Raw genomic sequence first — 26,263 nt, 5'->3', positions numbered from 1 at the left:
GTCAGATATGCAGGATGTATTCGCGAACCAGCTTGCTGCCGAAATAGGCCAGCATCAGCAGGCAGAAGCCGGCCAGGGTCCAGCGGATCGCCTTGTGCCCACGCCAGCCGAGGCGATTACGCCCCCACAGCAACACGCTGAACACCACCCACGCCAGGCACGCCAGCAGGGTTTTGTGCACCAGGTGCTGGGCGAACAGGTTTTCGACGAACAGCCAACCCGAAATCAGCGACAGCGACAGCAGCGTCCAGCCAGCCCAGAGGAAACCGAACAGCAGGCTTTCCATGGTTTGCAGTGGCGGGAAATTTTTGATCAGCCCGGACGGGTGTTTGTTTTTCAGCTGGTGGTCCTGCAGCAGTACGAGCAATGCCTGGAACACCGCGATGGTGAACATGCCGTAGGCCAGGATCGACAACAGGATGTGGGCGAGGATGCCCGGTTCCTCGTCAATCACCTGCACGGTGCCGGTCGGTGTGAAGTGCGCCAGCAACACCGTCAGCATACCCAGCGGGAACAGCAGCACCAGCAGGTTCTCGACCGGAATGCGGTAGCAGGCCAGCAGGGTCAGCGCGATAACGGAGGCCGCAATCAGGCTGGCGGCGCTGAAAAAATCCAGGCCCAGGCCGACCGGCGTCATCAAGTGGGTGTACAAGCTCGCGGCGTGGGCCAGCAGGGCGACGACACCAAGGCCCACCAACAGGCGTTTGTCCGCCTTGGCGCCTTTGGCCAGGCGAGTGCCCTGATAAAGAGTCGCAGCGACATATAAGACGGCGGCGGCGAGGCTGGGTAGCAAACTGGGTGACAAGGGGACCATAAATCCTGATAGACAAGCCCGAAAGGCGCTGAGTTTGGCACACACCTGCGCTGCACGAAAGACTCCCGGGCCAGACAGCGGGTGTGCACAGGCGCAGTCTTCGCTATAATCCGCGACCTGCCCACGCCGCAGGCTCGCCGAGCGCTGTTTTTAATAGCGATTTATCACAGCCTGGGCCGTCATTACCTCGGTCTACCAATGCACTTCGTTGAATAGGGCCTGAAAGGATCGCGCATGTTTGAAAACCTGACTGACCGTCTCTCGCAGACGCTGCGCCACGTAACCGGCAAGGCCAAGCTGACCGAGGACAATATTAAAGACACCCTGCGTGAAGTGCGCATGGCGTTGCTGGAAGCCGACGTGGCCTTGCCTGTGGTCAAGGACTTCGTCAACTCGGTCAAGGAGCGTGCGGTCGGCACCGAAGTGTCCCGCAGCCTGACCCCGGGCCAGGCCTTTGTGAAGATCGTGCAGGCCGAGCTCGAAAGCCTGATGGGCGCGGCCAACGAAGATTTGAACCTCAGCGCCGTGCCGCCGGCCGTCGTACTGATGGCGGGTCTGCAAGGTGCGGGTAAGACCACCACCGCCGGCAAGCTGGCGCGCTTCCTTAAAGAGCGCAAGAAGAAATCCGTGATGGTGGTCTCGGCCGACGTGTACCGTCCGGCGGCCATCAAGCAGCTCGAAATGCTTGCGGGTGAAGTGGGCGTGACCTTCTTCCCGTCCGACCTGAGCCAGAAGCCGGTCGACATTGCCAACGCGGCTATTAAAGAAGCCAAGCTGAAGTTCATCGACGTGGTCATCGTCGATACCGCTGGTCGCCTGCACATCGATGAAGAGATGATGGGCGAGATCAAGGCGCTGCATGCCGCGATCAACCCGGTCGAGACGCTGTTTGTGGTCGACGCCATGACCGGCCAGGATGCGGCCAACACCGCCAAGGCCTTCGGCGACGCGCTGCCGCTGACCGGTGTGATTCTGACCAAGGTCGACGGTGACGCTCGTGGCGGTGCTGCGCTGTCGGTACGTGCAATCACCGGCAAGCCGATCAAGTTCATCGGTATGGGCGAAAAGAGTGATGCGCTCGAGCCGTTCCACCCTGAGCGTATTGCCTCGCGTATCCTCGGCATGGGCGACGTGCTCAGCCTGATCGAACAGGCCGAAGCCACGCTCGACAAAGACAAGGCCGACAAGCTTGCTAAAAAGCTGAAGAAGGGCAAGGGCTTCGACCTCGAAGACTTCCGTGATCAGCTGCAACAGATGAAGAACATGGGCGGCCTCGGCGGCCTGATGGACAAGCTGCCGAACATCGGCGGTGTGAACCTGGCGCAAATGGGCAATGCCCAGGGCGCGGCAGAGAAGCAGTTCAAGCAGATGGAAGCCATCATCAACTCCATGACCCCGGCCGAGCGCCGCGACCCTGAGCTGATCAGCGGTTCGCGCAAGCGTCGGATCGCCATGGGTTCCGGCACCCAGGTGCAGGACATCGGTCGCTTGATCAAGCAGCACAAGCAGATGCAGAAGATGATGAAGAAATTCTCCGCGAAAGGCGGAATGGCCAAGATGATGCGCGGCATGGGTGGTATGTTGCCCGGCGGCGGGATGCCCAAGATGTAAAGAATTCGAGCGGGAGTTCACTCCTGCTCCGACCCACAGGGATGTGGGATCTCCAGCAAACCCGCCTTTGGCGGGTGCTGACTCGCCGTTTTAACCGACGGCTCTATAGCAGATCTGAGTGGCACGCTGATAGGCGCCAGAAAAAGACATTTGCAAAAGTCCGGATATTCCTTAGAATATGCGGCCTTTCGGGCACCTATGCCCGCTGTGCATTTAGATTTGCAGCACCGACTACAGGAACGATGTTCACATGCTAACAATCCGTCTTGCCCTTGGCGGCTCCAAAAAGCGCCCGTTTTACCACTTGACCGTAACTGACAGCCGCAACCCACGTGACGGCTCTCACAAGGAACAAGTTGGCTTCTTCAACCCGATCGCTCGTGGTCAAGAAGTTCGTCTGTCCGTGAACCAAGAGCGCGTAGCCTACTGGCTGAGCGTTGGTGCACAACCGTCTGAGCGTGTTGCTAAGTTGTTGAAGGACTCGGCTAAGGCCGCAGCCTGAGCAATATGAACGCGACGCCAGCTGTTGCTGATGATTTGATCGTTATTGGCAAGATTTACTCTGTTCATGGCGTTCGCGGCGAAGTGAAGGTGTATTCCTTTACTGATCCGACTGAAAACCTGTTGCAGTACAAAACCTGGACGCTCAAGCGCGAAGGTAGTGTGAAACAGGTCGAGCTGGTCAGTGGACGCGGGAGCGATAAGTTCCTGGTCGCAAAGCTCAAGGGTCTTGATGATCGTGAAGAAGCACGTCTTCTGGCCGGTTATGAGATCTGTGTGCCGCGCAACCTGTTCCCTGAATTGACCGACGGCGAGTACTACTGGTACCAGCTGGAAGGTCTGAAGGTTATTGATCAACTCGGGCAATTGTTCGGGAAAATCGATCATCTTCTGGAAACCGGCGCCAATGATGTAATGGTGGTCAAGCCTTGCGCTGGCAGCCTGGATGATCGCGAACGCCTGTTGCCGTATACCGAGCAATGCGTGTTGGCCGTCGACCTGGCAGCGGGCGAGATGAAGGTGGAATGGGACGCGGACTTCTAAGCGTGGCTAATTTGCGCATTGAAGTGATCAGTTTGTTTCCCGAGATGTTTTCCGCCATCAGCGAGTACGGCATCACCAGTCGGGCGGTGAAACAGGGGCTGCTGCAGCTTACCTGTTGGAACCCGCGAGACTACACGACGGATCGGCATCACACTGTGGACGATCGCCCATTTGGCGGTGGTCCGGGCATGGTGATGAAGGTCAAGCCCCTGGAAGATGCGTTGGTTCAGGCCAAGGCTGCTGCCGGGGAGAAGGCGAAGGTAATTTACCTGTCCCCTCAAGGCCGTCAGCTGAAGCAGGCTGGGGTCCGCGAACTGGCGAATGAGGAGGCCTTAATCCTGATTGCCGGTCGCTATGAAGGCATTGACGAGCGGTTTATTGAAGCTCATGTCGATGAAGAGTGGTCGATTGGGGACTATGTTCTGTCCGGTGGCGAGCTGCCGGCGATGGTCCTGATAGATGCGGTTACACGACTGCTGCCTGGAGCTTTAGGGCATGCGGACTCCGCGGAGGAAGATTCCTTCACGGATGGTTTGCTGGATTGCCCGCACTACACCCGACCGGAGGTGTATGCGGATCAGCGTGTTCCCGACGTATTGCTAAGTGGCAATCACGCACACATCCGGCGTTGGCGTTTACAGCAGTCCCTTGGTCGGACCTATGAACGACGCGCCGATCTTCTGGAAAGCCGCTCGCTTTCTGGAGAAGAGAAGAAGCTGCTCGAGGAATACATCCTCGCGCGGGACGATAGTTAACAACGTATCGATGGTAGGTCCGACGACTTACCTTAGGAGCACAGCATGACTAACAAAATCATCCTTGCACTCGAAGCAGAGCAGATGACCAAAGAGATCCCTACCTTTGCCCCGGGCGACACTATTGTCGTTCAGGTGAAAGTGAAGGAAGGCGACCGTTCGCGTCTGCAAGCGTTCGAAGGCGTGGTAATCGCCAAGCGTAACCGTGGTGTGAACAGTGCTTTCACTGTTCGTAAAATCTCCAACGGTGTTGGCGTAGAGCGTACTTTCCAGACCTACAGCCCGCAAATCGACAGCATGGCCGTTAAGCGTCGCGGTGACGTACGTAAAGCCAAGCTGTACTACCTGCGTGACCTGTCCGGTAAAGCAGCTCGCATCAAGGAAAAACTGGCTTAAGTCCAGCTTCCCGATGCAGAAAAAAGCAGCCTACGGGCTGCTTTTTTGTGCTTGAAATTTGCCCATTGCCGGTACATGTCCATGACCACCCGCCTCGAAGAAATCCAGCGTCGCACCGACCTGTCCGTGACCCACGTGACCAAGGCCGTATTTCCGCCGACCACCAACCACCACAACACCTTGTTCGGCGGCACTGCGCTGGCCTGGATGGACGAAGTGTCGTTTATCACCGCCACGCGGTTTTGCCGTTTGCCGCTGGTGACGGTGTCTACCGACCGTATCGACTTCAACCATGCAATCCCGGCCGGCTCCATCGTTGAGCTGATTGGCCGTGTGATCAAGGTGGGCAACACCAGCCTCAAGGTCGAAGTCGAAGTGTTCGTCGAGAGCATGAGTGCCGATGGCCGCGAGAAGGCGATCCAGGGCGTGTTCAGTTTCGTGGCAATTGATGCTGACAAACGCCCTGTGCCGGTCTTACCGGGTTTTACCGACTGACTTATTCGGCTGTGTTGTTTTCTGGTTGAATCATGGCCAGTAAGGTCCAGCCAGCTATGGGCTTCAAGCTGCTGTCCGGGGTCACCACGTGTACCCAGCCGCCGGTATCGCGGGCAAACAGCAGCGTCGCGCGGTCACCATGGAGCGCCTGGTACTGTTCCCAGCTGAAGCCTTCGGTCAGGTTGGTGCTATACAGCTGTGCGCCTTGGCCCAGCAGGCTGGCAAGTTTGGTGTAACTCAGGGGTTGGCTGCCCAGCAAATGGCCACGATGCTCATGGCTGGCCCGGTGTTTGTCGGTACGACGGCTTTCCTGGCTGCTGGCCAGGGCGAACAGACGATGCCCAAAATCGTGGCGAAAGCGCATGGCGGCCAGGGTGTTCAGTTCGCCTGAAGGTGAGAGCGCCAGCAAATGCCCGAGGCCGACCAGATCCAAATGCGATTCGGCATGTTGTGATGCCGGGTTGCCGAAGTAGGTGGGCAGCCCTTCCATTCGGCTGGCGCGGATGTTTTCCCAGCTGGAGTCGGTCAGCAGCACACGGCTGCCCAGTTGTTGCAAGGCTTTGCCCAGGATCCGCGCCGGGCCGTTCGCCCCGACGATCAGGAAACCGCTGGGCGCAGGCTCGGCGACTTTCAGCAGGCGTGCCAACGGGCGGGCAGTGGCGCTTTGCAGGACGACGGTGCCGATAATCACGGCGAATGTCAGCGGCACCAGTAACAGTGCGCCTTCATGACCGGCCTCATCCAGGCGAATGGCGAAAATCGCCGACACGGCTGCCGCCACGATCCCGCGGGGTGCAATCCAAGACAGCAGAGCACGTTCACGCCAGTTCAGGCCGGACCCGAAGGTCGAAAGCGCAACGTTCAAAGGTCGCGCAATAAACTGAATGATCAGTAACAGGATCAGTACGAACGGCCCCAAGGCAATCAGGGCGTTCAGGTCCAGGCGCGCGGCCAGCAGAATGAATAACCCGGAAATCAGCAGGACGCTGAGATTTTCCTTGAAGTGCAGGATGTGACGTACGTCAACGCCCTTCATATTGGCCATCCACATGCCCATCAGCGTCACGGCCAGCAGGCCGGACTCATGCATCACCTCGTTGGAGGCGATAAAGATTCCCAGAACGCCAGCCAGCGTAGCCAGGTTATGCAGGTATTCCGGCAGCCATTGCCGGCGCATGATCTGCCCCAACACCCAACCACCGGCGACTCCGAACAGGCTGCCGCACAGGATCACGCCGCCAAAGGTCAGCAGGCTGTGACTCAAACCGTCGCCTGACGCGCGAGCGATGATAAAGCTGTAGACCACCACGGCGAGCAGCGCACCAATCGGGTCAATGACAATGCCTTCCCAGCGTAAGATATTGGCGATCGAGGCTTTTGGCCGCACGACACGTAACATGGGCACAATCACGGTAGGCCCGGTCACCAGTGTCAAGGTGCCGAAAAGCAGGGCGAGCATCCAGTCAAAACCCAGCAGCCAGTGGGTAGCCAGAGTAATGACGGCCCATGTCGACAGGGCGCCGACCGTGACAAGGCGATGCACGACGCTGCCGATCTCCTTCCATTCCGACAGGTGCAGCGTGAGGCTGCCTTCAAACAGGATCAGTGCCACGGCCAGGGATACCAATGGCATCAGCAACGGACCGAACATTTCCTGAGGATTCAGCCAGCCCAGCACCGGCCCTGCCAGGATTCCGCTGACCAACAGAAAAAGAATGGCGGGAAGTTTCAGGCGCCATGCGAGCCATTGGCACGCCAACGCGGCTACGCCAATGCCACCAAACGCCAGCAGAATCTGTTGTTCGCTCATTGAAGCTTCCTGTTCCTTGAAATAGCGGGCTATGAAAGACTAGTGGCCGTTGTCACAGTTCACTAAATAATTTGCGCAAAGCCCTGTGCTGCGCTGCTTGAGTGCCCATGCCCGCCATTGACCATCCCCTGATCGACCGCTTCCTCGACGCCCTTTGGCTGGAAAAAGGCCTGTCGGACAACACTCGCCAGGCGTATCGCAGCGACCTGGCGCTGTTCAATGGCTGGTTGCAGGAAAAAAACCTCGAACTGATCAATGCCGGCCGTGAGCTGATCCTCGATCACCTGGCCTGGCGCTTGGAACAGAACTACAAACCGCGTTCCACGGCGCGCTTTCTCTCCGGCGTGCGTGGCTTTTATCGCTACCTGCTGCGGGAAAAACTCATCGCCGTCGACCCGACCCTGCAAATCGATATGCCACAACTCGGCAGGCCATTGCCCAAGTCCCTTTCGGAAGCTGACGTCGACGCCTTACTCGCCGCGCCCGACTTGAGCGAGGCCATCGGCCAGCGTGATCGCGCCATGCTCGAAGTGCTCTACGCCTGCGGCCTGCGCGTGACCGAGCTGATCAGCCTGACCCTGGAGCAAGTCAACCTGCGTCAGGGCGTGTTGCGGGTGATGGGCAAGGGTAGCAAGGAGCGCTTGGTGCCCATGGGCGAAGAGGCGATTGTATGGGTCGAGCGCTACATGCGTGATGCGCGCGGTGAATTGCTGGGTGGGCGGCCCAGCGATGTGCTGTTCCCCAGCCTGCGCGGCGAGCAGATGACCCGCCAGACCTTCTGGCACCGTATCAAGCACCAGGCCAAGGTGGCCGGGATCGGCAAGGCGCTCTCGCCGCACACATTGCGCCACGCATTTGCGACCCATTTGCTCAACCATGGTGCGGATTTGCGCGTGGTGCAAATGCTGCTGGGGCACAGTGACTTATCCACAACCCAGATCTACACCCATGTCGCGCGCGCACGTCTGCAGGACATGCACGCCAAGCATCACCCGCGCGGATAAAATAGCGTCGCAAAAGGCCCTATTTACCTACCGTAGTCTGCCCTGCGGCCCAACTGTGGTAGGCTTTGCCGGTTAGCAAAGGGGACGGCCTCAACCCGTATTTCCAGAACGGTGTTCCACGCCCGTCCCTGCATCTGCCTTCAGGAGTTCCCATGCGCTTGACCCAGATTATTGCCGCCGCAGCGATTGCGTTGGTTTCCACCTTTGTTGTCGCCGATGACGCCGCCGAGCAAACGATTCGCAAGAGCCTGGCCAACCTGGCGCTCGACACGCCAATCGAAAGCATCAGTGCCAGCCCGATGGCCGGCCTGTACGAAGTCAAGCTCAAGGGCAGCCGCGTGCTGTACGCCAGCGCCGATGGCCAGTACATCGTCCAGGGCTACCTGTTCCAGCTGAAAGACGGCAAGCCGGTCAACCTGACCGAGAAAGCCGAGCGCCTGGGCGTGTCCAAGCTGATCAATGGTATTCCCGTGGCTGAAACCGTGGTTTACCCAGCCATCGGCGAGACCAAGACCCACATCACCGTGTTCACCGACACCACCTGCCCGTACTGCCACAAGCTGCACGCCGAAGTGCCTGCGCTGAACAAAATGGGTATCGAGGTGCGCTACGTCGCGTTCCCGCGCCAGGGCCTGGGTTCGCCGGGTGACGAGCAGTTGCAGGCAGTATGGTGTTCGGCCGACAAGAAAGCGGCCATGGACAAAATGGTCGATGGCAAGGAAATCAAGTCGGCCAAATGTGCCAACCCTGTTTCCAAGCAGTTCGCCTTGGGCCAGTCCATCGGTGTAAACGGTACGCCGGCCATCGTTTTGGCTGATGGCCAAGTGATTCCGGGCTACCAGCCAGCGCCACAAGTTGCCAAACTGGCACTGGGTGCGAAGTAAGCAGTCATCGTCGAGCCTTTGACGATCATGACCCGCCGAACAGTCGTCGGGTCATTAATTGAGAGCCGCGGTTGTGCGGCTGTTTTCCACGGCCGACCTTGAGTCGGCCGTTTCATGGGGAGTTCTTCAGTGAAACCGGTCAAAGTAGGCATCTGTGGGTTAGGGACCGTCGGTGGCGGCACCTTCAACGTACTTCAGCGTAACGCTGAAGAAATTTCCCGCCGTGCAGGGCGTGGGATTGAAGTGGCACAAATTGCCACGCGTTCGCCAAAGCCTCAGTTCCAAACGACCGGTATTGCGATTACCAACGATGTCTTCGCCGTGGCCACCAACCCTGAAATCGATATCGTCATCGAACTGGTCGGCGGCTACACCGTAGCCCGCGAGCTGGTGCTCAAGGCTATCGAGAACGGCAAGCACGTGGTCACCGCCAACAAGGCGCTGATTGCCGTGCACGGTAACGAGATCTTCGCCAAGGCACGCGAGAAGGGCGTGATCGTTGCGTTCGAAGCTGCCGTGGCCGGTGGCATCCCGGTGATCAAGGCGATCCGTGAAGGTTTGTCCGCCAACCGCATCAACTGGGTGGCGGGCATCATCAACGGCACCGGTAACTTTATCCTCACCGAAATGCGTGAGAAGGGCCGTACCTTCGAAGACGTGCTGGCCGAAGCCCAGGCCCTGGGTTACGCCGAAGCCGACCCGACGTTTGACGTGGAAGGCATCGATGCGGCGCATAAACTGACCATCCTGGCCTCCATCGCCTTTGGTATCCCGCTGCAGTTCGACAAGGCCTACACCGAAGGCATCACCAAACTGACTACTGCCGACGTGAATTACGCCGAAGCCCTGGGCTACCGCATCAAGCATCTGGGCGTGGCGCGCAGCACTTCGGCCGGTATCGAGTTGCGTGTGCACCCGACGCTGATCCCGGCCGACCGCCTGATCGCCAACGTCAACGGCGTGATGAACGCGGTGATGGTCAACGGTGACGCTGCCGGTTCTACATTGTTCTACGGTGCCGGCGCCGGTATGGAGCCTACGGCGTCCTCGGTGATCGCTGACCTGGTGGACGTGGTTCGCGCCATGACCAGCGACCCGGAAAATCGTGTGCCGCACCTGGCCTTCCAGCCGGACTCGTTGTCGGCTCACCCGATCCTGCCGATCGAGGCGTGCGAAAGTGCCTACTACCTGCGCATCCAGGCCCAGGATCATCCGGGTGTGTTGGCCCAGGTTGCGAGCATCCTGTCGGAGCGCGGTATCAACATCGAGTCGATCATGCAGAAGGAAGTCGAGGAGCAAAACGGCCAGGTGCCGATGATCCTGCTGACTCACCGTGTGCTCGAGCAGCATATGAACGATGCCATCGCCGCCCTGGAAGCCCTGCAAGGCGTGGTCGGCCCGGTGGTGCGGATTCGCGTCGAACACTTGAACTAACCGATTTGAGCCAGGGGCCCCGAGCGTTCGGCGGCCTCTGTTCGAGAATGTTTTAGAGGAGCCAGTCATGCGTTACATCAGCACCCGCGGCCAGGCACCGGCCCTGAATTTCGAAGACGTTTTGCTGGCAGGCCTTGCCACTGACGGCGGCCTGTACGTGCCGGAAAACCTGCCACGCTTCACCCAGGAAGAAATCGCTTCATGGGCTGGCCTGCCTTACCACGAGCTGGCTTTTCGAGTGATGCGCCCGTTCGTCACCGGCAGCATTCCGGATGCGGATTTCAAGAAGATTCTGGAAGAGACATACGGCGTGTTTTCCCACAGCGCCATTGCCCCGTTGCGCCAACTGAACGGCAACGAGTGGGTGCTTGAGCTGTTCCACGGGCCAACCCTGGCGTTCAAGGACTTCGCCCTGCAATTGCTCGGTCGCCTGCTCGATTACGTGCTTGAGAAGCGCGGCGAGCGCGTGGTGATCATCGGCGCGACTTCCGGTGATACCGGCTCGGCGGCCATCGAAGGCTGCAAGCATTGCGAAAACGTCGACATCTTTATCCTGCACCCGCACAAGCGCGTGTCGCAAGTGCAGCGTCGCCAGATGACCACCATTTTTGGCGAGAACATCCACAACATCGCCATCGAAGGCAACTTCGATGACTGCCAGGAAATGGTCAAGAACAGCTTCGCTGACCAGAGCTTCCTCAAAGGCACGCGCCTGGTCGCCGTAAACTCGATCAACTGGGCGCGGATCATGGCCCAGATCGTCTACTACTTCCACGCAGCCCTGCAGCTGGGCGGCCCGGCGCGTTCGGTGTCGTTCTCGGTGCCGACCGGCAACTTCGGCGACATCTTCGCCGGCTACCTGGCACGCAACATGGGCCTGCCGATCAACCAGTTGATCGTCGCCACCAACCGCAACGACATCCTGCACCGCTTCATGAGCGGCAACCAGTACGTCAAGGAAACCCTGCACGCCACATTGTCGCCGTCCATGGACATCATGGTGTCGTCGAACTTCGAACGCCTGCTGTTCGACATGCACGGCCGCAATGGCGCCGCCCTGGCTGGCCTGATGGACAGCTTCAAGCAAGGTGGCGGTTTCAGCGTCGAGCAAGAGCGCTGGACCGAAACCCGCAAGCTGTTCGACTCGCTGGCCGTGGACGACGCGCAGACCTGCGAAACCATCGCTGAGGTCTACGCCCAGACCGGCGAACTGCTGGACCCGCACACCGCTATCGGCGTGAAGGCCGCGCGCGAATGCCGTCGCAGCCTGGACATCCCGATGGTGATCCTCGGCACGGCTCACCCGGTTAAATTCCCTGAGGCGGTGGAAAAGGCGGGCGTAGGCAAGGCCCTGGAATTGCCGGAGCACTTGGCTGACCTGTTCGAACGCGAAGAGCGTTGCACGGTGTTGGCCAATGACTTGAAAGCTGTGCAGGCGTTTGTGAGCCAGCATGGCAATCGTGGTAAGCCGTTGTAAGGCTAACTGCGTAGGTAAAAACGCCGCTTTCCCTTCTTGGGTCAGCGGCGTTTTTTGTTTCTGGCAGGCCCGGCTGGCTGATCGTTATGAGAGTAGTTTTTGCGCCAGGGCCATTATTGTGCCGACAGCCGTAAACATGGCCAGGACGATGCCCACGGGGTACCCGAAATTCTCTCGGGTTATCTAGTGAGCTTCGGCGTTGAGTTTGCGTCGCTCGGCATAGATTCGTGATATGTCCGCGTGAATCTTCTCGAGTGCCGCCTGTTCTTTATCGTGTTCCAACATCTGATTATCCATCGTGATCAGGGCCTTTTTACATGCGCTCCTGCCCATAAGGCAGCGCTTACCGAGTATAGGATTCAGTCCTGGCCCGCGTGCCCGGCAACCCCCTAAAACCGCCGCCCATTACGTAAGCAGGTATATGCACCCGTTTTTTGCCTGTCATGTAGCAAGCGCATGCTGGTTCACGTCACTCCCCGACGGCCCATAAAGACGATAAAGCGAACTTTCCTACGTCATAACCAGTCACTTAGGATAGAGGCAGCTGCCGTTGAAACGATTGTTCCCGAACTATTGAGTGGTGATCGAGATGGAAAGTATCAGCCTATTGCTCGAAGAAGCACTGAGCCCTTATCAGGTGACATTGACCACCGCAGGTGTGCACGGCGAGTGCCTGGTGACCGTGAAGAACCCGGCCGGCGCCCTCGTTGTCGAGCGTGAAGTCGACCGCGCGCAATTGACTGATAAGCGCGCGCTGGTGGATGTGGTGGATTGCCTGCTACGCGACTTGAAAATCGCCGAAGGACGCCTCGAACCTTCGGTCATCGCAGCCCTGCGTAGCGCTGCTCAAACACGTGGCGTTGCCGCTGCATGAAGAAAAATTTAATCGTGGAAACTTCCTACGACATGGCCGGTCAGATTTTGTAACAGCAAGAGCAGACATTGTGCTCCGGTGTTTGTGGCTTGCTGTACTGGTCTTTGTAGGCCACGTTTAACCCCGAAGTGTCTCCCCACTCTTCGGGGTTTCTTTTGCCTGCGATTTGCCCTGCGAGTGCTCAGCGCTCGGGGGAATCCTGGAAAAAGCTCGGGTTGTCGCGCAAATACTGCTCACGCATGACCGGGTCCAGCCACGAAGCGTAGGATTGCTTTAGCTGCTCCTGCGGAATCTTGCGCAATACCTGATCGATCCGCGCGATAGCCTGGCGACCTTGAGGCGTGTCCGAGCAACCGATATGCGTACGCTGGTAAGGCGCTGAGCCCTTGATGGGGTAGAAGATCAGGTCTTCAGCGTTGATGCCCTGTTGAATGGCGTGATAGCGGATTTCAGGCCAATAACCCAGCACTGCTTCCAGCCGTCCAAGGCGCTGCATTTGCAGCAAGCTGCCAAGGGCGTCATTGCCGTAATGGAGCGCTAGCGTGGGTGGGCCGATATCCTTGAGCTGCTCATCGATCAATGGGCCATAGCTGCGCTCGGCGGTTGCGCCAATTCGCGCTTTATGGGAATCGAGAAAGGCCTGCAGGTCAAATTGCCCCTGGGCAACAAAGGGCGCCATTTTTGCTTGCTGGCTGCGTCGGATCGTTACCCCATTGCTCACCGCCGCGAATGCCTGGGCGGAAAACACAACGTACTTGGCACGCTCAGCTGTCCACAGCAGCGATGGGTCGCAGGTCAAGGACGCTGCCCGCAACATCTGGATGCCGCGGGCGCGGTTGACGTGCATCACTTTGTGGCGGTATTGCGGCAACCGTTCTCGGAGCACCGGCAGCAACTGATCCAGCGCCCCTTGGCCTTTTTGTGCCCCCTCGAAAATAGTCACTGGGGGCAAGTCGCGCAGCAGCCAGGTCAAGGTGTCCTGCGCGTGCGAGGTTGACGGCCATACGCCGAACATCGCGCCAAGCAGGCATAGATGAATGAACCAACGCGTGCGCGGGCGGGCCATCAGATCGCGCCGTCCTCACGCAAGCGGGCAATGGCGGCCGTGTCGTAGCCCAGCGCACTGAGCACCACGCTGTTGTGTTCACCCAGCTGCGGGCCGACCCACTCACAACTGCCCGGTGTGTCCGAGAGTTTGGGCACGATCCCCGGCATCTTGAAATCCTTGCCGTCCGGCAACTTAGCCTTCAGGAACATCTCCCGCGCCAGAAATTGCGGGTCGCCGAGCATGTCTTCGGCGCTGTAGATGCGACTCGCCGGTACCCCAGCCTTGTTGAGCTGCTCAACCACGTGCTCCAGCGATAGTGAGTTGACCCAGCGGTCGATCACCCCGTACAGCTCATCACGGCGGCTGTCGCGCCCGTCATTGCTGGCCAATACCGGGTCGTTGGCCAAGTCTTCGCGACCGATGGCACTCATGAAGCGCTTGAAGATTGCATCGCCATTGGCACCAATTTGCACATGCTTGCCATCAGCGCTGGTATGGATCGACGACGGTGTGATGCCGGGCATGATGTTGCCGGTGCGCTCGCGGATAAAGCCGAACACATCGAACTCCGGAATCATGCTTTCCATCATGGCAAAAATGGCTTCATACAGCGCCACATCCACCACCTGGCCAAGCCCGCCGTTGACCTCGCGATGACGCAGCGCCATCAACGCGCCGATCACTGCCCACAAGGCGGCAATCGAGTCGCCGATGGAAATCCCGGTGCGCACCGGCGGGCGGTCGTCGAAACCGGTGATATAGCGCAAGCCGCCCATGGACTCGCCCACTGCGCCGAACCCCGGTTGGTCTTTCATCGGCCCGGTCTGGCCAAAGCCCGAAAGGCGCACCATCACCAGCTTGGGGTTCAGTGCATGCAGGGTTTCCCAGCTCAAACCGAGTTTTTCCAGCACGCCGGGGCGAAAGTTTTCGATCAGGATGTCGGCGTCTGCCAACAGCTGTTTAAGGATCGCCAGGCCATCGGGATGCTTGAGGTTGAGTGTCAGCGACTTTTTGTTGCGCGCCTGCACAAACCACCACAGCGACGTGCCTTCATACAGCTTGCGCCATTTGCGCAGCGGGTCGCCGCCGTCCGGGGATTCGACCTTGATCACCTCGGCACCGAATTCGGCACAGATGCGTGACGCAAACGGGCCAGCGATCAGGGTGCCCAATTCGATGACTTTCAGGCCGGCAAGCGGTTTGGCATTAAACGACATGAGGATCCTTAGCAAGCGTGGGGCGTTGGTGTGCGGCCTTTTAACATAGCCTGCGGCCCAGGGATAAGGATGATACAGCGCAGTATTCGTTGATTGCTCTCGCCATCGGTTAGACTGGCCGCCTTTTCCTGTCTCTAGAAGCCCGTTCATGGCCCAGCCGTCCACGACCTACAAATTCGAACTCAACCTCACCGACCTCGATCGCTCGGTGTACGAGAGCGTCAAACAGACCATCGCCCGCCACCCGTCGGAAACCGAAGAACGCATGACCGTGCGCCTGCTGGCCTACGCCCTCTGGTACAACGAGCAACTGGCGTTTGGTCGTGGTTTGTCTGATGTGGACGAGCCCGCCCTGTGGGAAAAAAGCCTGGATGATCGCGTTCTGCACTGGATTGAAGTCGGCCAGCCTGACGCCGACCGCCTGACCTGGTGCTCGCGTCGCACCGAACGCACCAGCCTGCTGGCCTATGGCAGCTTGCGTGTGTGGGAAGGCAAAGTGGTGCCGGTGGCTAACAACCTGAAGAATGTCCACATTGCTGCCGTGCCACAGGAAGTCCTCGAGACCCTGGCCAAGGACATGCCGCGCGTCATCAAGTGGGACGTGATGATCAGCGAAGGCACGATTTTTGTGACCGATGATCGCGGCCAGCACGAAGTGCAACTGCAATGGCTGGTAGGCGAACGCGGTTGAAACTGCAGGGGCCGGCTTGCCTGCTCCCATATTTGATTCACAGCGTTTTCAACATCCCTGTTTAACCGTTGTATTAGAAGAGAAGCGCCCGTCACCCCATGCGTATCGATCCTCGCCCATTGCCCGCTGTCCTGCCGTTTCTCGGTGAATTGCCACCGCTGTTGACCCGTCTCTACGCCGCGCGCGGGGTGCAATCGGAAGCCGAACTGGACAAGAGCCTGGCGCGGTTGATTCCCTACCAGCAGCTCAAGGGGATTGATGCGGCTGTCGCGTTGCTGGTGACGGCCTTGGAGCAGCGCCAGCGCATCCTGATTGTCGGTGACTTCGACGCCGACGGCGCCACTGCCAGCACCGTGGGTACCCTGGGCCTGCGTTTGCTCGGGGCGGCGCATGTCGACTACCTGGTGCCCAACCGCTTTGAGTACGGCTACGGCCTGACCCCGGAAATCGTTGCGGTGGCGCTGCAGCGCGAGCCGCAGTTGCTGATCACGGTAGATAACGGGATTTCCAGCGTCGAAGGTGTAGCGGCGGCTAAGGCGGCGGGGTTGAAGGTGTTAGTCACCGACCACCACTTGCCGGGAGATGAATTGCCGGCGGCGGATGCCATCGTCAACCCCAACCAGCCGGGTTGTGAGTTTCCCAGCAAGGCGCTGGCCGGTGTCGGCGTGATTTTTTACGTGCTGATGGCCTTGCGTGCGCGTTTGCGCAGCTTGGGTTGGTATGACAACAAACCCCAGCCGAACATCGGCGAGTTACTCGACCTGGTGGCCTTGGGCAGTGTCGCCGACGTGGTGCCCCTGGACGCCAACAACCGCATTCTGGTCCATCAGGGCTTGGAGCGTATTCGCGCTGGTCGTGCGCGGCCGGGGATCAAGGCGATTCTTGAAGTTGCCAAGCGCGACCACGCCCGCATTACCTCCACCGATCTGGGTTTCATCCTCGGACCACGCCTGAACGCCGCCGGGCGCCTGGATGATATGAGCCTGGGCATCGAATGCCTGCTCACCACCGACTTCGCCGCCGCGCGGGAAATGGCCGCGCAACTGGATGGTATGAATCAGGACCGCAAATCCATCGAGCAGGGCATGCAACGCGAGGCGCTCGCCCAGCTCAAGGACTTGCCGGTGGAATCCATGCCTTACGGCTTGTGCCTGTTTGATCCGCAATGGCACCAAGGCGTCATCGGCATTTTGGCCTCGCGCATGAAAGAGCGGTATTTCCGCCCGACCATCGCCTTTGCCGACGCCGGTGATGGTCTGCTCAAGGGCTCAGGGCGCTCTGTGCAGGGTTTTCACATTCGTGATGCGCTGGCGGTCGTCGCGAGCCAGCATCCCAACCTGATCGCCAAATACGGCGGTCACGCGATGGCGGCCGGTCTGACTTTGCCCGAGGCGAATTTCCCACTGTTTGCCGAAGCCTTTGACGCTGAAGTGCGTCGGCAACTGCGCGAAGAAGACCTGACTGGCCGACTGCTGTCTGACGGTACGTTGGCAGTGGAAGAGTTTCACCTGGAGCTGGCGCGCGCATTGCGGCATGCCGGGCCGTGGGGGCAGCATTTTCCCGAGCCGCTGTTTCACGGTGTGTTTCAGTTGGTCGAGCAGCGCGTAGTGGGGGAGCGGCACCTGAAGGTGGTGCTCAAGAGCGAATGCGGGTCAGTGAAGCTTGATGGCATTGCGTTTGGTGTGGACCGTGAGGTCTGGCCGAACCCGACGGTGCGTTGGGTGGAGTTGGCCTACAAGCTGGACGTGAACGAGTTTCGTGGGCAGGAAACCGTGCAGTTGATGATTGCGCATATCGAACCGCGTTAGTTGTCCGACACGGCGCAAAATAAATGTAGGAGGGAGCAAGCTCCCTCCCACATTTTGCTTCATGTACAGCCTGGAGTTACTCGGCTTTATCCTTGGCCTGGTGCTTCACGATGATATCCACCAGCCGCTGTGCCAGTGCCGGGTAGTTTTCATCAAAGTGATGCCCGCCCGGCAGCTTCACCGCTTCGCCGACAGCGGTCTTGTCGGTGCAGCCACTCTCGTCGACTTCTTCGGCGCCGTAGATGCACACCACTTTATCAGCCGGCAACTTGGCCATTTCCGGGCCGGTCGCGGCTTCTTTGCCGGCGTTGCCCAGCCAACCTTCCACTTCGATTTCAAAGCTGCCGGTACGTGCGAATGCTAACAGGATGATCGCGTCGACACGCTGCTGCTCGTTTTCCGGCATGCGGTTGTAGATCGCCGGCAGTACATCCGCGCCGAATGAGTAGCCGGTCAGCACGAAGCGCTTGGTGCCCCATTTCTGCCGGTAGTGCTGCATCAGTTCGGTGAGGTCTTTGGCGCTCTGTTCCGGGGTCTTGTGCTGCCAGTAGTAGCGCAGGGTGTCGATGCCGACCACCGGGTAACCGATCTTGGCCATTTCACCGGCCACGTCGCGGTCCAGGTCACGCCAGCCACCGTCACCGGAGAGGAACAGGGTGACGGTGTCTTTGGCTTGGCCCGCCGGTACTTCCACCACAGGAATCGCCAGGCCGCCGTTGTCCGAACCGACCAACTGCTTGCGCAATTCGTTGTTCAGCACTTGCGGGTAGTGAATATCGTAGTCGCTGATGCTGGTAGTCGCGCGCGGGGTGTCGCGTACGAAACTCGCGCTTTCATCGTCAGGGTTGTTGTTCCAGGCCACCAGCCAGTTGCCATGGGCGGAGGTTTTCGGCAGCGGGTCCTTGCAACCTTCCTGTACCAGGGTGAAGCCGACGGAGATGGCGTTGGCTTTGTCATCGTTCTGTGTCGCCAACCAGCGCCAGGCGAGCGCGGCGCCAGGGCCGATGCCGCTGACCAAGGTCGCCGGGCCTTTAAGCTGGGCCAGGGCGCTTTGCAACGCCTGTTCCTGCAGCTTGCAGTCCTCTTTTGGCAGGATCACTTGAACAATCTGTGCCGCGCCGCCCTGGCTCAGGGCAACCAGCTGGCTGTCGGTCAGGGTTTCATCGGCCATCACGGCCACGGCCACACGGGCTTTTGCCGAGCCGTTAGGCGTCACACGGGTCATCACCGACCCGTCGGCCTGGGGCAGTTGCTCCACGGTCGGTTGCGGGGCAGGGCGGTTCCAGTACCAAAAGCCACCCGCCGCGATCAGCGCGAGCAGCACTACAAAGGCCAACACATACCGCCAGGAGCGTCGAATCATCAGCGTTTCACCAATCCAGTCAAGCCGCCCGCAATCAGGGCGGCGGTATCGGCCAGTGCCACCAGCGGATCAAGTCCTGCGGGCACGGCCATATAACGGGGTTCCCAGTCAGGCTGGAATTTGTCTTTGAAGCGGCGCAAACCTTGGAAGTTATACAGTTGCTCGCCACGGCGGAACACCATTGAGCCCAGGCGTTGGGTCAATGGAGCACCACGGCGGGGTTGCAAGCCCGACAATGGCACCATGCCGAGGCTGAAGCGGGCGTAGTCATGGTTCTTATAATGTTGAATCAGGCCAACCATCATGAATTCCATGGTCAGCTTCGGCGCGTCCGGGTGCGCACGCATCAGGTCGAGACTGGCCAGGTCGTGGTTGTAAGTCTCGAGCAAGTTGGCGAAGGCCACCGGTCGCCCTTCGAAGCGAATGATCGCGATGCGAAAGTGCTTGAGGTAGTCGTCGCTGAAACGGCCCAGGGAGAAGCCCTTTTCCCGCACGTTCTTGCCGGTCAGCCAGGCGTCGGAGATGACTTTGAGTTCATCCATCGGCGCCTGGCCCGGGTCGAAGATTTCCAGGGACAAACCGTCCCGGGTGCCACGGTTCCAGGTGTAGCGCAAATCCTTCATCTCTTTGCCCTTGGCTTCCAGGTCAAAGCGTTTCAGGTCAACGCGGGCTTCTTCGCCGAGTTTGATCGCGGTGAGGCCGATGTCCATGTAGTACGGCAGGTTCTCGGCGCGTACCTGGTAGAACACTGGGCGGGCGTGATGGATGTCACACAGGTCACGGAACTGCCAGATCATCTCGGCGCGCGGTTGGGTCGGACCGATCGGGTCATACAAGGCCACCAGGCTGCGCCCGCGACGGGCGTACATCAGGAAGGCTTCATCGTTAGGGTGGAACAGCAGCGCCTTGTCGCCGGTCAGCGCCAGGCCTCCGTCGGGTTGCGACGAGGCCATCAGGATCTTGGTGGCGCGTTCCAGTTCATCCGGGGTCGGCAGGTGGATCACCGGGCGCGCGGTGCGCAGCAGCCAGGTCAACGACACGATCACCAGCAGCACCGCCGCACCCAGCAACGAGCGCAGGCCGCGTGGGGCGTTGGCGTCCAAGGTGAACTGCCACCACAGTTGATGGCTGTAGGGCACGTCTTGGTAGGCAAACAGCAGCAGCCAGATGGACGCGCCCAACACGCAGACGCTGGCCACCAGGTACAGCGGCGAGAACGGCAGCTCGGTCAGGCGGCTGGCGCGGTAGAACGAGCGCCGGAAGATCGCCAGCAACACGGCGGTCATGGTCATCAGGCTGGCTTCTTCCCAGTCGAAGCCTTTAAGCAGCGAGAGCAGGGCGCCGGTCAGCAGCAACACCATGGTCAGCATCCACGCCGCCGACAAGCGCCGGCGCAAACCCTGGGCGAGCAACAGGCACAGTACGCCGATCAGGCTGGCACCAAAGTGCGAAGCGTCAATCAGGCGGTGAGGAATCAGGAAGCCGATGTTTTCCAGGCGTGAGTCGATTTCCGGTGTTGCGCCGGAAAACAGCAGGACCACGCCGGACAAAAAAACCAGTACGGCCAGCACGGGTGCGGCCAGGCCGGAAGCAACCCGCAGGCTTTGCTGTGTCTGGAACAGACGCTGAGCTTCGTTGACCAGCAGGAACACACAGGCGATCAGCAGCGGCAGCACCACATAGATCATGCGATACAGCAACAAGGCGGCGGCCAATGGTGCGGCGCCGAGCTTATCGGCGAATGCAGCGAGCAGAATCGCTTCGAACACACCCACACCGCCCGGCACATGGCTGAGCACACCAGCAGCCAGGGCCAGCAGGTACACCAGCAGGAAGGGGGCAAATGGCGGCGCTTCGGGCAGCAACATATAGAGGACGGTGGCGGCAGCGGCCACGTCCAGCGCGGTAATGATCAGTTGCAGGAACGTCAGACGCCGGCCTGGCAGGCGCAGGGTACGGCGCCCGGCTTTGACCAGCAGGTTGTCCGGGTAGGGTTGTTCCGGCAGGCGACGGCGATAAATACCGATGCACAGCGCGGCCGACAACAGCAGCACCGCACCGGCAATACCGCCGAGCAAACCTTGCGACAAATGCAGGTAAGTCGAGGCCGCCGGCAAGTTGCTCAGCGTGGCCAGTGCAGCCAACGGTGGCAGCGCCGTACCCAGGGCCAGGCTGGCGAACACGGTCATGTGGGCAACGTCTGAAGCCCCGATCCCATTGCGTGCATATAAACGGTAACGCACCGAACCGCCCGAGAGCATCGACAGGCCGATGGCGTTGCCGATGGCAAAGGCAGTGAAACCACCCAGGGCCAGTGTTTTGGCGGGTAACTTCACCCCTGCATAACGTGCGCCGGAGAATTCATAGCCTAATAGAATGATGAAACCGGCGACCGCCGCGGCGAACGCACCCAGCAGGGCTGGCTTTGGCACTTCCAGGATCGAGTCGTGGAGGGCGTACAGGTCCAGCTCCAGCAGCAGATGCCGGCAGGCGATGAGGGCGATTGCGAACAGCAACAGGGTAACGGCCAGCCCGATGGGTTGACGGTATTTGCTCAACAGATCCAGCCAGCGCAAACGGCTGGGTGTGATCGGTTGTGTCGCTGTGACGGTGTCTTGTGGTTCAGACGAGTTGGCGCGCATCAATCACCTCGTGGATTGTGCGCGACAGGATGGAGGTATCCAGCCAAGTTACCAATCCCTATGGACAAAATAATTACAAATATTAACGCTTATCGCCGGGGGCGGCGACTGCGGCCATTGGTCGTAGAGGGTAGCGCTTGAGCGTTGAGCATAGCGTGCAAAGACATGGACTCAACAAACCGCATAGGGTTTCATGAAAGATGCCATGCCATTGTTTCAGAAGAACTTTTTCATCGGATACAAAAAAGGCCACTCTTTCGAGTAGCCTTTTTTGATGTTTGGTTGCGGGAGCCGGATTTGAACCGACGACCTTCGGGTTATGAGCCCGACGAGCTACCAGACTGCTCCATCCCGCGTCTGTGGGCGGCATTCTACAGCCCAGCGGCGAGGTGTCAACCGTTAATCGGCCGATGGGTCAAATAAGTGTGAATTAGTTGCTCAGGCGACCTAAGTTCTCGTTTGGAAACGGTTTTGTAGTGAATGGGCTTGTCGAATCGTCGCACCGCCCGCGACGGGTTGCGGAGCAGCCCGTAGTGAAGTTCACGCGCTCTGGTCTTTAGAAAATAGACGCGCACAAAAAAGGCCACTCTTTCGAGTAGCCTTTTTTGATGTTTGGTTGCGGGAGCCGGATTTGAACCGACGACCTTCGGGTTATGAGCCCGACGAGCTACCAGACTGCTCCATCCCGCGTCTGTGTGTCGGCATTCTACAGAGGAACGCAGGTGTGTCAACCTGTGAATCGAAGAAAAGCGCTTGTGGTTCAATCGGTTAGGTCTGAAAGACGGCTCTTGAAGGGGCTCTGGCCCAGTCGGGCCGAGGGTTTCGGCTCTATTGGCAGCCTGATTTCGATTGAGAAAATAAATTCACCTTGGAAATTTCCTACCGTTGAAGCGGAAGAATCAAACTACTGGTGCTATATACAGGGGTGAGTGCGATACTGGCCGCCCGTATGATTACACCCTCTGTTTATATGACGCAGCGCAAAATCATCCACGTCGACTGTGATTGCTTCTACGCCGCCATCGAGATGCGCGACGACCCGAGCCTGGCACAAAAGCCTCTTGCGGTCGGCGGCTCGGCGGACAGAAGAGGGGTGATCGCCACCTGCAACTATGAGGCGCGGGCGTATGGCGTGCGTTCGGCCATGTCGTCACGCCACGCCTTGAAGCTGTGCCCGGACCTGACCATCGTCAAGCCGCGCATGGATGCTTATAAGGACGCGTCGAAGGAAATACAGACGATCTTTCGTGATTACACTGACCTGATCGAGCCGCTGTCGTTGGATGAAGCCTATCTGGATGTCTCGGATAGCCCGCATTTTGGCGGCAGTGCCACGCGTATCGCCCAAGACATTCGTCGTCGGGTCTCCAACCAGTTGCACATCACCGTGTCCGCCGGTGTGGCGCCGAACAAGTTTTTGGCCAAAATCGCCAGCGACTGGAAAAAACCCAATGGTTTGTTTGTGATCACTCCGGACCAGGTCGAAGACTTCGTGTCGCAGTTGCCGGTGAACAAATTGCACGGTGTCGGCAAGGTCACCGCCGACAAGCTGGCGCGCCTAGGCATTGAGGATTGCCTGCAATTGCGTGAGTGGAACAAGCTGGCGCTGGTGCGTGAGTTTGGCAGCTTCGGCGAGCGGCTCTGGAGCCTGGCCCGTGGGATTGATGATCGCGTGGTGCAGAACGACAGTCGCCGGCAATCCATTAGTGTAGAAAACACCTACGACGTGGATCTGCCGGATCTCTCAAGTTGTTTGGCAAAACTGCCCGAACTGATGGAAACCCTGGCCGGGCGTATGGCGCGCATCGACAGCAGCTATCGGGCGGGCAAGCCGTTCGTCAAAGTGAAGTTTCATGACTTTACCCAGACCACCTTGGAGCAAGCCGGGGCAGGGCGGGATCTGGAGAGTTATCAACAGCTGTTGACCCAGGCGTTCAATCGCGGTGGTAAACCGGTGCGGTTGCTGGGGATTGGGGTGAGGTTGCTCGACCTAAGCAGCGGTAATGAACAGCTCGAGTTCTCCTGGTAGAAACCCAAAACCAACTGTGGGCGCTGGCTTGCCTGCGATAGCGGCCTAACAGTCAACATTGGGGTTGAATGTCGGCCCGTCATCGCAGGCAAGCCAGCGCCCACAGGTGTATTTCGGTGTTCTCGGGAATTCAGCGAGCCCCAGGATCGGCCACCAACCGCCCCGCATCCTTGGTCAGCGCCTGCAGAAACTCCTGCTGCAACTCGGGATCATTGCGGGTCAGTTCGATCAGGCTTTGTTCCAGTTCACTGGCTTCTTCCTCCAGGCCCAGCGCCGACAGACGCTTGACCCGGTGTACCCATTGGTTGACCTCATCGTCCTCCAGATCGTCGTAGATCAGGTCATGGGCTTCCAGCAGCTTGCCGCGCAGGGTGTTGCTGATCGCCAGAGTCGAGTCCGAATGCACGTCGTCTTGACCATCTTCCACGCTGATCTTCAAGGTCGTGATGCGGTTCAAGTCCTGCTCGGCGAACGGGCTGTCCAACAGGTTCAGGCGCAGTACGCCATTGCGGTCGGTGGTCAGCTCGTGGGTTTGCTTGCCGGCGGTGACCTGTACCGGGCGTTCGCTCCAGGGCAGGCTCGAATACTCCGTGCGTTTGTCGCGCTGGACTTCATCGATCCCCGCCAGGTTCTGTTGCGCACGGCCGTGGGATTGTACGTTCATGAACGGGTTAATGCCGTCCACGCCGTAGCTCAGCCAGTCGCGGGTCATGCTGGTGGGCAGGTTGCCGAGGGCAAAGATATTCGCCACGTTGGCACCCGCGCCCGCTACCAATGCGACCGCGCCCAGTGGCATCTCGTAGAGTTTGCGCCAGGGTTGGTAAGGGGTGTAGCGATCGTAACGGCGGGTGACTTCGAATTCGGTGACCTCAAAGGTCTTTTGCTCGTGAATGCGAACCCGGCGTTGCGGCAGTTCCAGCACTTTGGGTTCGCCTACATCGATCTGCAGGCTGTGGTCGAGCAACTTACGCTCGATCCGCTCCTCGTGCTCACTGCGTTGCGACATCTGGTTGGCGCAGCCGCTGACCAGCAGGGCGCCGCACAAGGCGGCGCCCCCCAGGGCTCTGGTGTTTCGCTTGAACATGACTTCTCTTGATCTGGTTTTCAGCGACGAATACGCGCCTGAAGGAAAGACAGCACGTCAGCCACCGGCAACGGTTGGGCTTCGGCTTCGGTCCGGCTCTTGTATTCCAGATTGCCATCGGCCAGGCCGCGGTCACTGACCACGATCCGGTGCGGGATGCCAATCAGCTCCATGTCGGCGAACTTGATGCCCGGGCTGGTTTTCTTGTCCCGGTCATCCAGCAACACTTCAAAACCGGCAGCCGTCAGTTCGGCATACAGTTTGTCGGTGGCTTCGCGTACTTGCTCGGTTTCGTAGCGCAGTGGTACCAAGGCCACTTGGAACGGCGCCAGGGCGTCACTCCAGATGATGCCTTTTTCGTCGTTGTTCTGCTCGATGGCAGCTGCCACCACGCGGGACACGCCAATGCCGTAGCAGCCCATGTCCAGGGTGATCGGCTTGCCGTTCTCGCCCAGCACTTCGCACTTCATCGCCTTGCTGTACTTGTTGCCCAACTGGAAGATGTGCCCGACTTCGATGCCGCGCTTGATTTCCAGGGTGCCCTTGCCATCCGGGCTTGGGTCGCCGGCCACTACATTACGCAGGTCGGCCACGGTTGGAACCGGCAGGTCACGCTCCCAGTTCACGCCAAAGTAGTGCTTGTCGTCGATGTTGGCGCCGATACCGAAGTCGCTCATCAGCTCGACCGAACGGTCGATGATGATCGGCAGCGGCAGGTTCAGCGGGCCGAGCGAACCGGCACCGGCGCCAATGGCGTCGCGCAGTTCGGCATCGCTGGCCATGACCAACGGGCTGGCCACGCCAGGTTGCTGGGCAGCCTTGATTTCGTTGAGCTCGTGGTCGCCACGGATCACCAGGGCGATCAGCTTGCCTTCTTCTTCGGCGCGCACGATCAGGGTCTTGATGGTCTTTTCAATCGGCAGATTGAATTTTTCCACCAGGGCCGCGATGGTCTTGGTGTCCGGTGTGTCCACCAGGCGCAGCGCTTCGGCCGGTGCTGGGCGGGAAGTCTCGCGTGGCACAGCTTCGGCTTTCTCAATGTTCGCCGCGTAGTCGGAACCGTTGCTGAACACGATATCGTCTTCGCCGGAGTCGGCCAGCACGTGGAATTCGTGGGAGCCGGCACCGCCGATGGAGCCGTTGTCCGCTTCAACCGGGCGGAATTTCAGGCCCAGGCGCGTGAACACGTTGCAGTAGGCCTGGTGCATACGGTCGTAGGTGGCCTGCAACGAGGCTTGGTCAGCGTGGAACGAATAGGCGTCCTTCATGATGAATTCGCGGCCGCGCATCAAACCGAAGCGTGGGCGGATTTCGTCACGGAATTTGGTCTGAATCTGATACAGGTTCAGCGGCAGCTGTTTGTAGCTGCTCAGCTCGTTGCGCATCAGGTCGGTGATCACTTCTTCATGCGTCGGGCCGGCGCAGAAATCGCGGCCATGACGGTCCTTGAAGCGCAGCAACTCAGGGCCGTACTCTTCCCAGCGCCCGGATTCCTGCCACAGCTCGGCCGGTTGGGTGCTCGGCATCAATACTTCCAGAGAGCCGGCGGCGTTCATCTCTTCGCGAACGATCGCTTCGACCTTGCGCATCACCTTCAAGCCCATGGGCAGCCAGGTGTACAGGCCGGAGGCCAGTTTGCGGATCATACCGGCGCGCAGCATCAGCTGATGGCTGATCACAACCGCGTCGGAAGGCGTTTCTTTCTGTGTGGCGAGCAAATATTGACTGGTACGCATGGTAGGCCGTTGTCGGTTGCTTGGACTTGAAATGACTTTGGATTGTA

22 protein-coding genes and 2 tRNA genes are annotated in these 26,263 nt (G+C 59.4%); 14 read left to right on the top strand and 10 right to left on the bottom strand.

The window, feature by feature from the left end; translation table 11 throughout:
* Window position 1: 1 nt before the first annotated feature.
* A complete protein-coding gene (locus tag E0F99_RS04655) occupies window positions 2-814 on the bottom strand; it encodes a cytochrome C assembly family protein (protein WP_083356911.1) in 813 nt (270 codons plus the stop codon).
* A gap of 234 nt (window positions 815-1,048) precedes the next feature.
* On the opposite strand from E0F99_RS04655, the gene ffh reads away from it, so the two are divergent.
* From ffh to E0F99_RS04625, 6 genes are all read left to right on the top strand, one after another.
* Window positions 1,049-2,425, top strand: a complete 1,377-nt coding sequence (ffh, locus tag E0F99_RS04650; protein ID WP_010207982.1) for a signal recognition particle protein — start codon at window positions 1,049-1,051, stop codon at window positions 2,423-2,425.
* A 250-nt stretch (window positions 2,426-2,675) separates the two neighbouring features.
* Window positions 2,676-2,927: a 30S ribosomal protein S16 gene (gene rpsP, locus E0F99_RS04645; protein ID WP_003238923.1), complete on the top strand. Its 252-nt coding sequence runs from the start codon at window positions 2,676-2,678 to the stop codon at window positions 2,925-2,927.
* Window positions 2,928-2,932: 5 nt separating this feature from the next.
* The gene (rimM, locus tag E0F99_RS04640) at window positions 2,933-3,469 is read left to right on the top strand and encodes a ribosome maturation factor RimM (RefSeq protein WP_053135622.1); all 537 of its coding nucleotides are present in this window, start codon (window positions 2,933-2,935) and stop codon (window positions 3,467-3,469) included.
* A complete protein-coding gene (gene trmD, locus E0F99_RS04635) occupies window positions 3,451-4,224 on the top strand; it encodes a tRNA (guanosine(37)-N1)-methyltransferase TrmD (RefSeq protein ID WP_173667108.1) in 774 nt (257 codons plus the stop codon). The genes rimM and trmD overlap by 19 nt, the downstream gene beginning before the upstream one ends.
* Before the next feature lie 45 nt (window positions 4,225-4,269).
* Window positions 4,270-4,620 (top strand): 50S ribosomal protein L19, encoded by a 351-nt coding sequence (rplS, locus tag E0F99_RS04630; RefSeq protein WP_003175895.1) that lies wholly within the window; start codon window positions 4,270-4,272, stop codon window positions 4,618-4,620.
* Between the two features lie 81 nt (window positions 4,621-4,701).
* Window positions 4,702-5,115 (top strand): acyl-CoA thioesterase, encoded by a 414-nt coding sequence (locus E0F99_RS04625; RefSeq protein WP_083356912.1) that lies wholly within the window; start codon window positions 4,702-4,704, stop codon window positions 5,113-5,115.
* Window position 5,116: 1 nt separating this feature from the next.
* Here the strand turns inward: E0F99_RS04625 and E0F99_RS04620 are convergent, their stop codons facing one another.
* Window positions 5,117-6,925: a cation:proton antiporter gene (locus E0F99_RS04620; RefSeq protein WP_083356913.1), complete on the bottom strand. Its 1,809-nt coding sequence runs from the start codon at window positions 6,923-6,925 to the stop codon at window positions 5,117-5,119.
* A 107-nt stretch (window positions 6,926-7,032) separates the two neighbouring features.
* Here E0F99_RS04620 and xerD point away from each other — a divergent pair, with 107 nt between their 5' ends.
* The 5 genes from xerD to E0F99_RS04590 all read left to right on the top strand — a co-directional run bounded on the left by xerD (window position 7,033) and on the right by E0F99_RS04590 (window position 12,598).
* Entirely contained in the window at window positions 7,033-7,929 is an 897-nt protein-coding gene (gene xerD / locus E0F99_RS04615; protein ID WP_083356914.1) for a site-specific tyrosine recombinase XerD, read from the top strand.
* A gap of 152 nt (window positions 7,930-8,081) precedes the next feature.
* Complete coding sequence (locus E0F99_RS04610) at window positions 8,082-8,813, top strand: thioredoxin fold domain-containing protein (RefSeq protein WP_083356915.1); 732 nt, start codon at window positions 8,082-8,084, stop codon at window positions 8,811-8,813.
* A gap of 129 nt (window positions 8,814-8,942) precedes the next feature.
* Entirely contained in the window at window positions 8,943-10,247 is a 1,305-nt protein-coding gene (locus E0F99_RS04605; RefSeq protein ID WP_083356916.1) for a homoserine dehydrogenase, read from the top strand.
* Window positions 10,248-10,314: 67 nt separating this feature from the next.
* Entirely contained in the window at window positions 10,315-11,724 is a 1,410-nt protein-coding gene (thrC, locus tag E0F99_RS04600; protein ID WP_083356917.1) for a threonine synthase, read from the top strand.
* A 589-nt stretch (window positions 11,725-12,313) separates the two neighbouring features.
* Window positions 12,314-12,598, top strand: a complete 285-nt coding sequence (locus E0F99_RS04590) for a DUF3509 domain-containing protein (protein ID WP_083356918.1) — start codon at window positions 12,314-12,316, stop codon at window positions 12,596-12,598.
* Window positions 12,599-12,779: 181 nt separating this feature from the next.
* Here the strand turns inward: E0F99_RS04590 and E0F99_RS04585 are convergent, their stop codons facing one another.
* Both E0F99_RS04585 and E0F99_RS04580 read right to left on the bottom strand, forming a co-directional pair.
* On the bottom strand, window positions 12,780-13,664 hold the full coding sequence (locus E0F99_RS04585; RefSeq protein ID WP_083356919.1) for a TIGR02285 family protein: 885 nt from the start codon (window positions 13,662-13,664) through the stop codon (window positions 12,780-12,782).
* Complete coding sequence (locus E0F99_RS04580; RefSeq protein WP_083356920.1) at window positions 13,664-14,863, bottom strand: CaiB/BaiF CoA transferase family protein; 1,200 nt, start codon at window positions 14,861-14,863, stop codon at window positions 13,664-13,666. Before E0F99_RS04580 ends, E0F99_RS04585 begins: the two co-directional genes overlap by 1 nt.
* A gap of 148 nt (window positions 14,864-15,011) precedes the next feature.
* Here E0F99_RS04580 and E0F99_RS04575 point away from each other — a divergent pair, with 148 nt between their 5' ends.
* Both E0F99_RS04575 and recJ read left to right on the top strand, forming a co-directional pair.
* Entirely contained in the window at window positions 15,012-15,554 is a 543-nt protein-coding gene (locus E0F99_RS04575) for a YaeQ family protein (RefSeq protein ID WP_003193952.1), read from the top strand.
* Between the two features lie 98 nt (window positions 15,555-15,652).
* Window positions 15,653-17,362 (top strand): single-stranded-DNA-specific exonuclease RecJ, encoded by a 1,710-nt coding sequence (recJ, locus tag E0F99_RS04570; protein WP_083356921.1) that lies wholly within the window; start codon window positions 15,653-15,655, stop codon window positions 17,360-17,362.
* Window positions 17,363-17,438: 76 nt separating this feature from the next.
* Here recJ and E0F99_RS04565 read toward each other — a convergent pair whose 3' ends face one another.
* From E0F99_RS04565 to E0F99_RS04550, 4 genes are all read right to left on the bottom strand, one after another.
* A complete protein-coding gene (locus E0F99_RS04565) occupies window positions 17,439-18,725 on the bottom strand; it encodes a virulence factor family protein (RefSeq protein ID WP_083356922.1) in 1,287 nt (428 codons plus the stop codon).
* Window positions 18,725-21,367, bottom strand: a complete 2,643-nt coding sequence (gene mprF / locus E0F99_RS04560) for a bifunctional lysylphosphatidylglycerol flippase/synthetase MprF (RefSeq protein WP_083356923.1) — start codon at window positions 21,365-21,367, stop codon at window positions 18,725-18,727. Before mprF ends, E0F99_RS04565 begins: the two co-directional genes overlap by 1 nt.
* A 279-nt stretch (window positions 21,368-21,646) precedes the next feature.
* A tRNA-Met gene (locus E0F99_RS04555) sits at window positions 21,647-21,723 on the bottom strand.
* A gap of 257 nt (window positions 21,724-21,980) precedes the next feature.
* Window positions 21,981-22,057, bottom strand: a tRNA-Met gene (locus E0F99_RS04550).
* Window positions 22,058-22,337: 280 nt separating this feature from the next.
* On the opposite strand from E0F99_RS04550, the gene dinB reads away from it, so the two are divergent.
* Complete coding sequence (dinB, locus tag E0F99_RS04545; protein ID WP_083356924.1) at window positions 22,338-23,396, top strand: DNA polymerase IV; 1,059 nt, start codon at window positions 22,338-22,340, stop codon at window positions 23,394-23,396.
* Between the two features lie 130 nt (window positions 23,397-23,526).
* On the opposite strand, the gene E0F99_RS04540 is transcribed toward dinB, so the two are convergent.
* Together E0F99_RS04540 and E0F99_RS04535 are read right to left on the bottom strand one after the other, a co-directional pair.
* Window positions 23,527-24,480: a hypothetical protein gene (locus tag E0F99_RS04540; protein WP_083356925.1), complete on the bottom strand. Its 954-nt coding sequence runs from the start codon at window positions 24,478-24,480 to the stop codon at window positions 23,527-23,529.
* Window positions 24,481-24,500: 20 nt separating this feature from the next.
* Window positions 24,501-26,216 (bottom strand): proline--tRNA ligase, encoded by a 1,716-nt coding sequence (locus E0F99_RS04535; RefSeq protein WP_083356926.1) that lies wholly within the window; start codon window positions 26,214-26,216, stop codon window positions 24,501-24,503.
* Window positions 26,217-26,263: the final 47 nt, after the last annotated feature.

Source organism: Pseudomonas antarctica, assembly GCF_900624995.1.
In the GTDB taxonomy this organism is placed as follows: Bacteria; Pseudomonadota; Gammaproteobacteria; order Pseudomonadales; family Pseudomonadaceae; genus Aquipseudomonas; species Aquipseudomonas antarctica.
The sequence above is the reverse complement of the archived record's forward strand: the minus strand, read 5'-3'. Positions and strand labels throughout refer to the sequence as shown.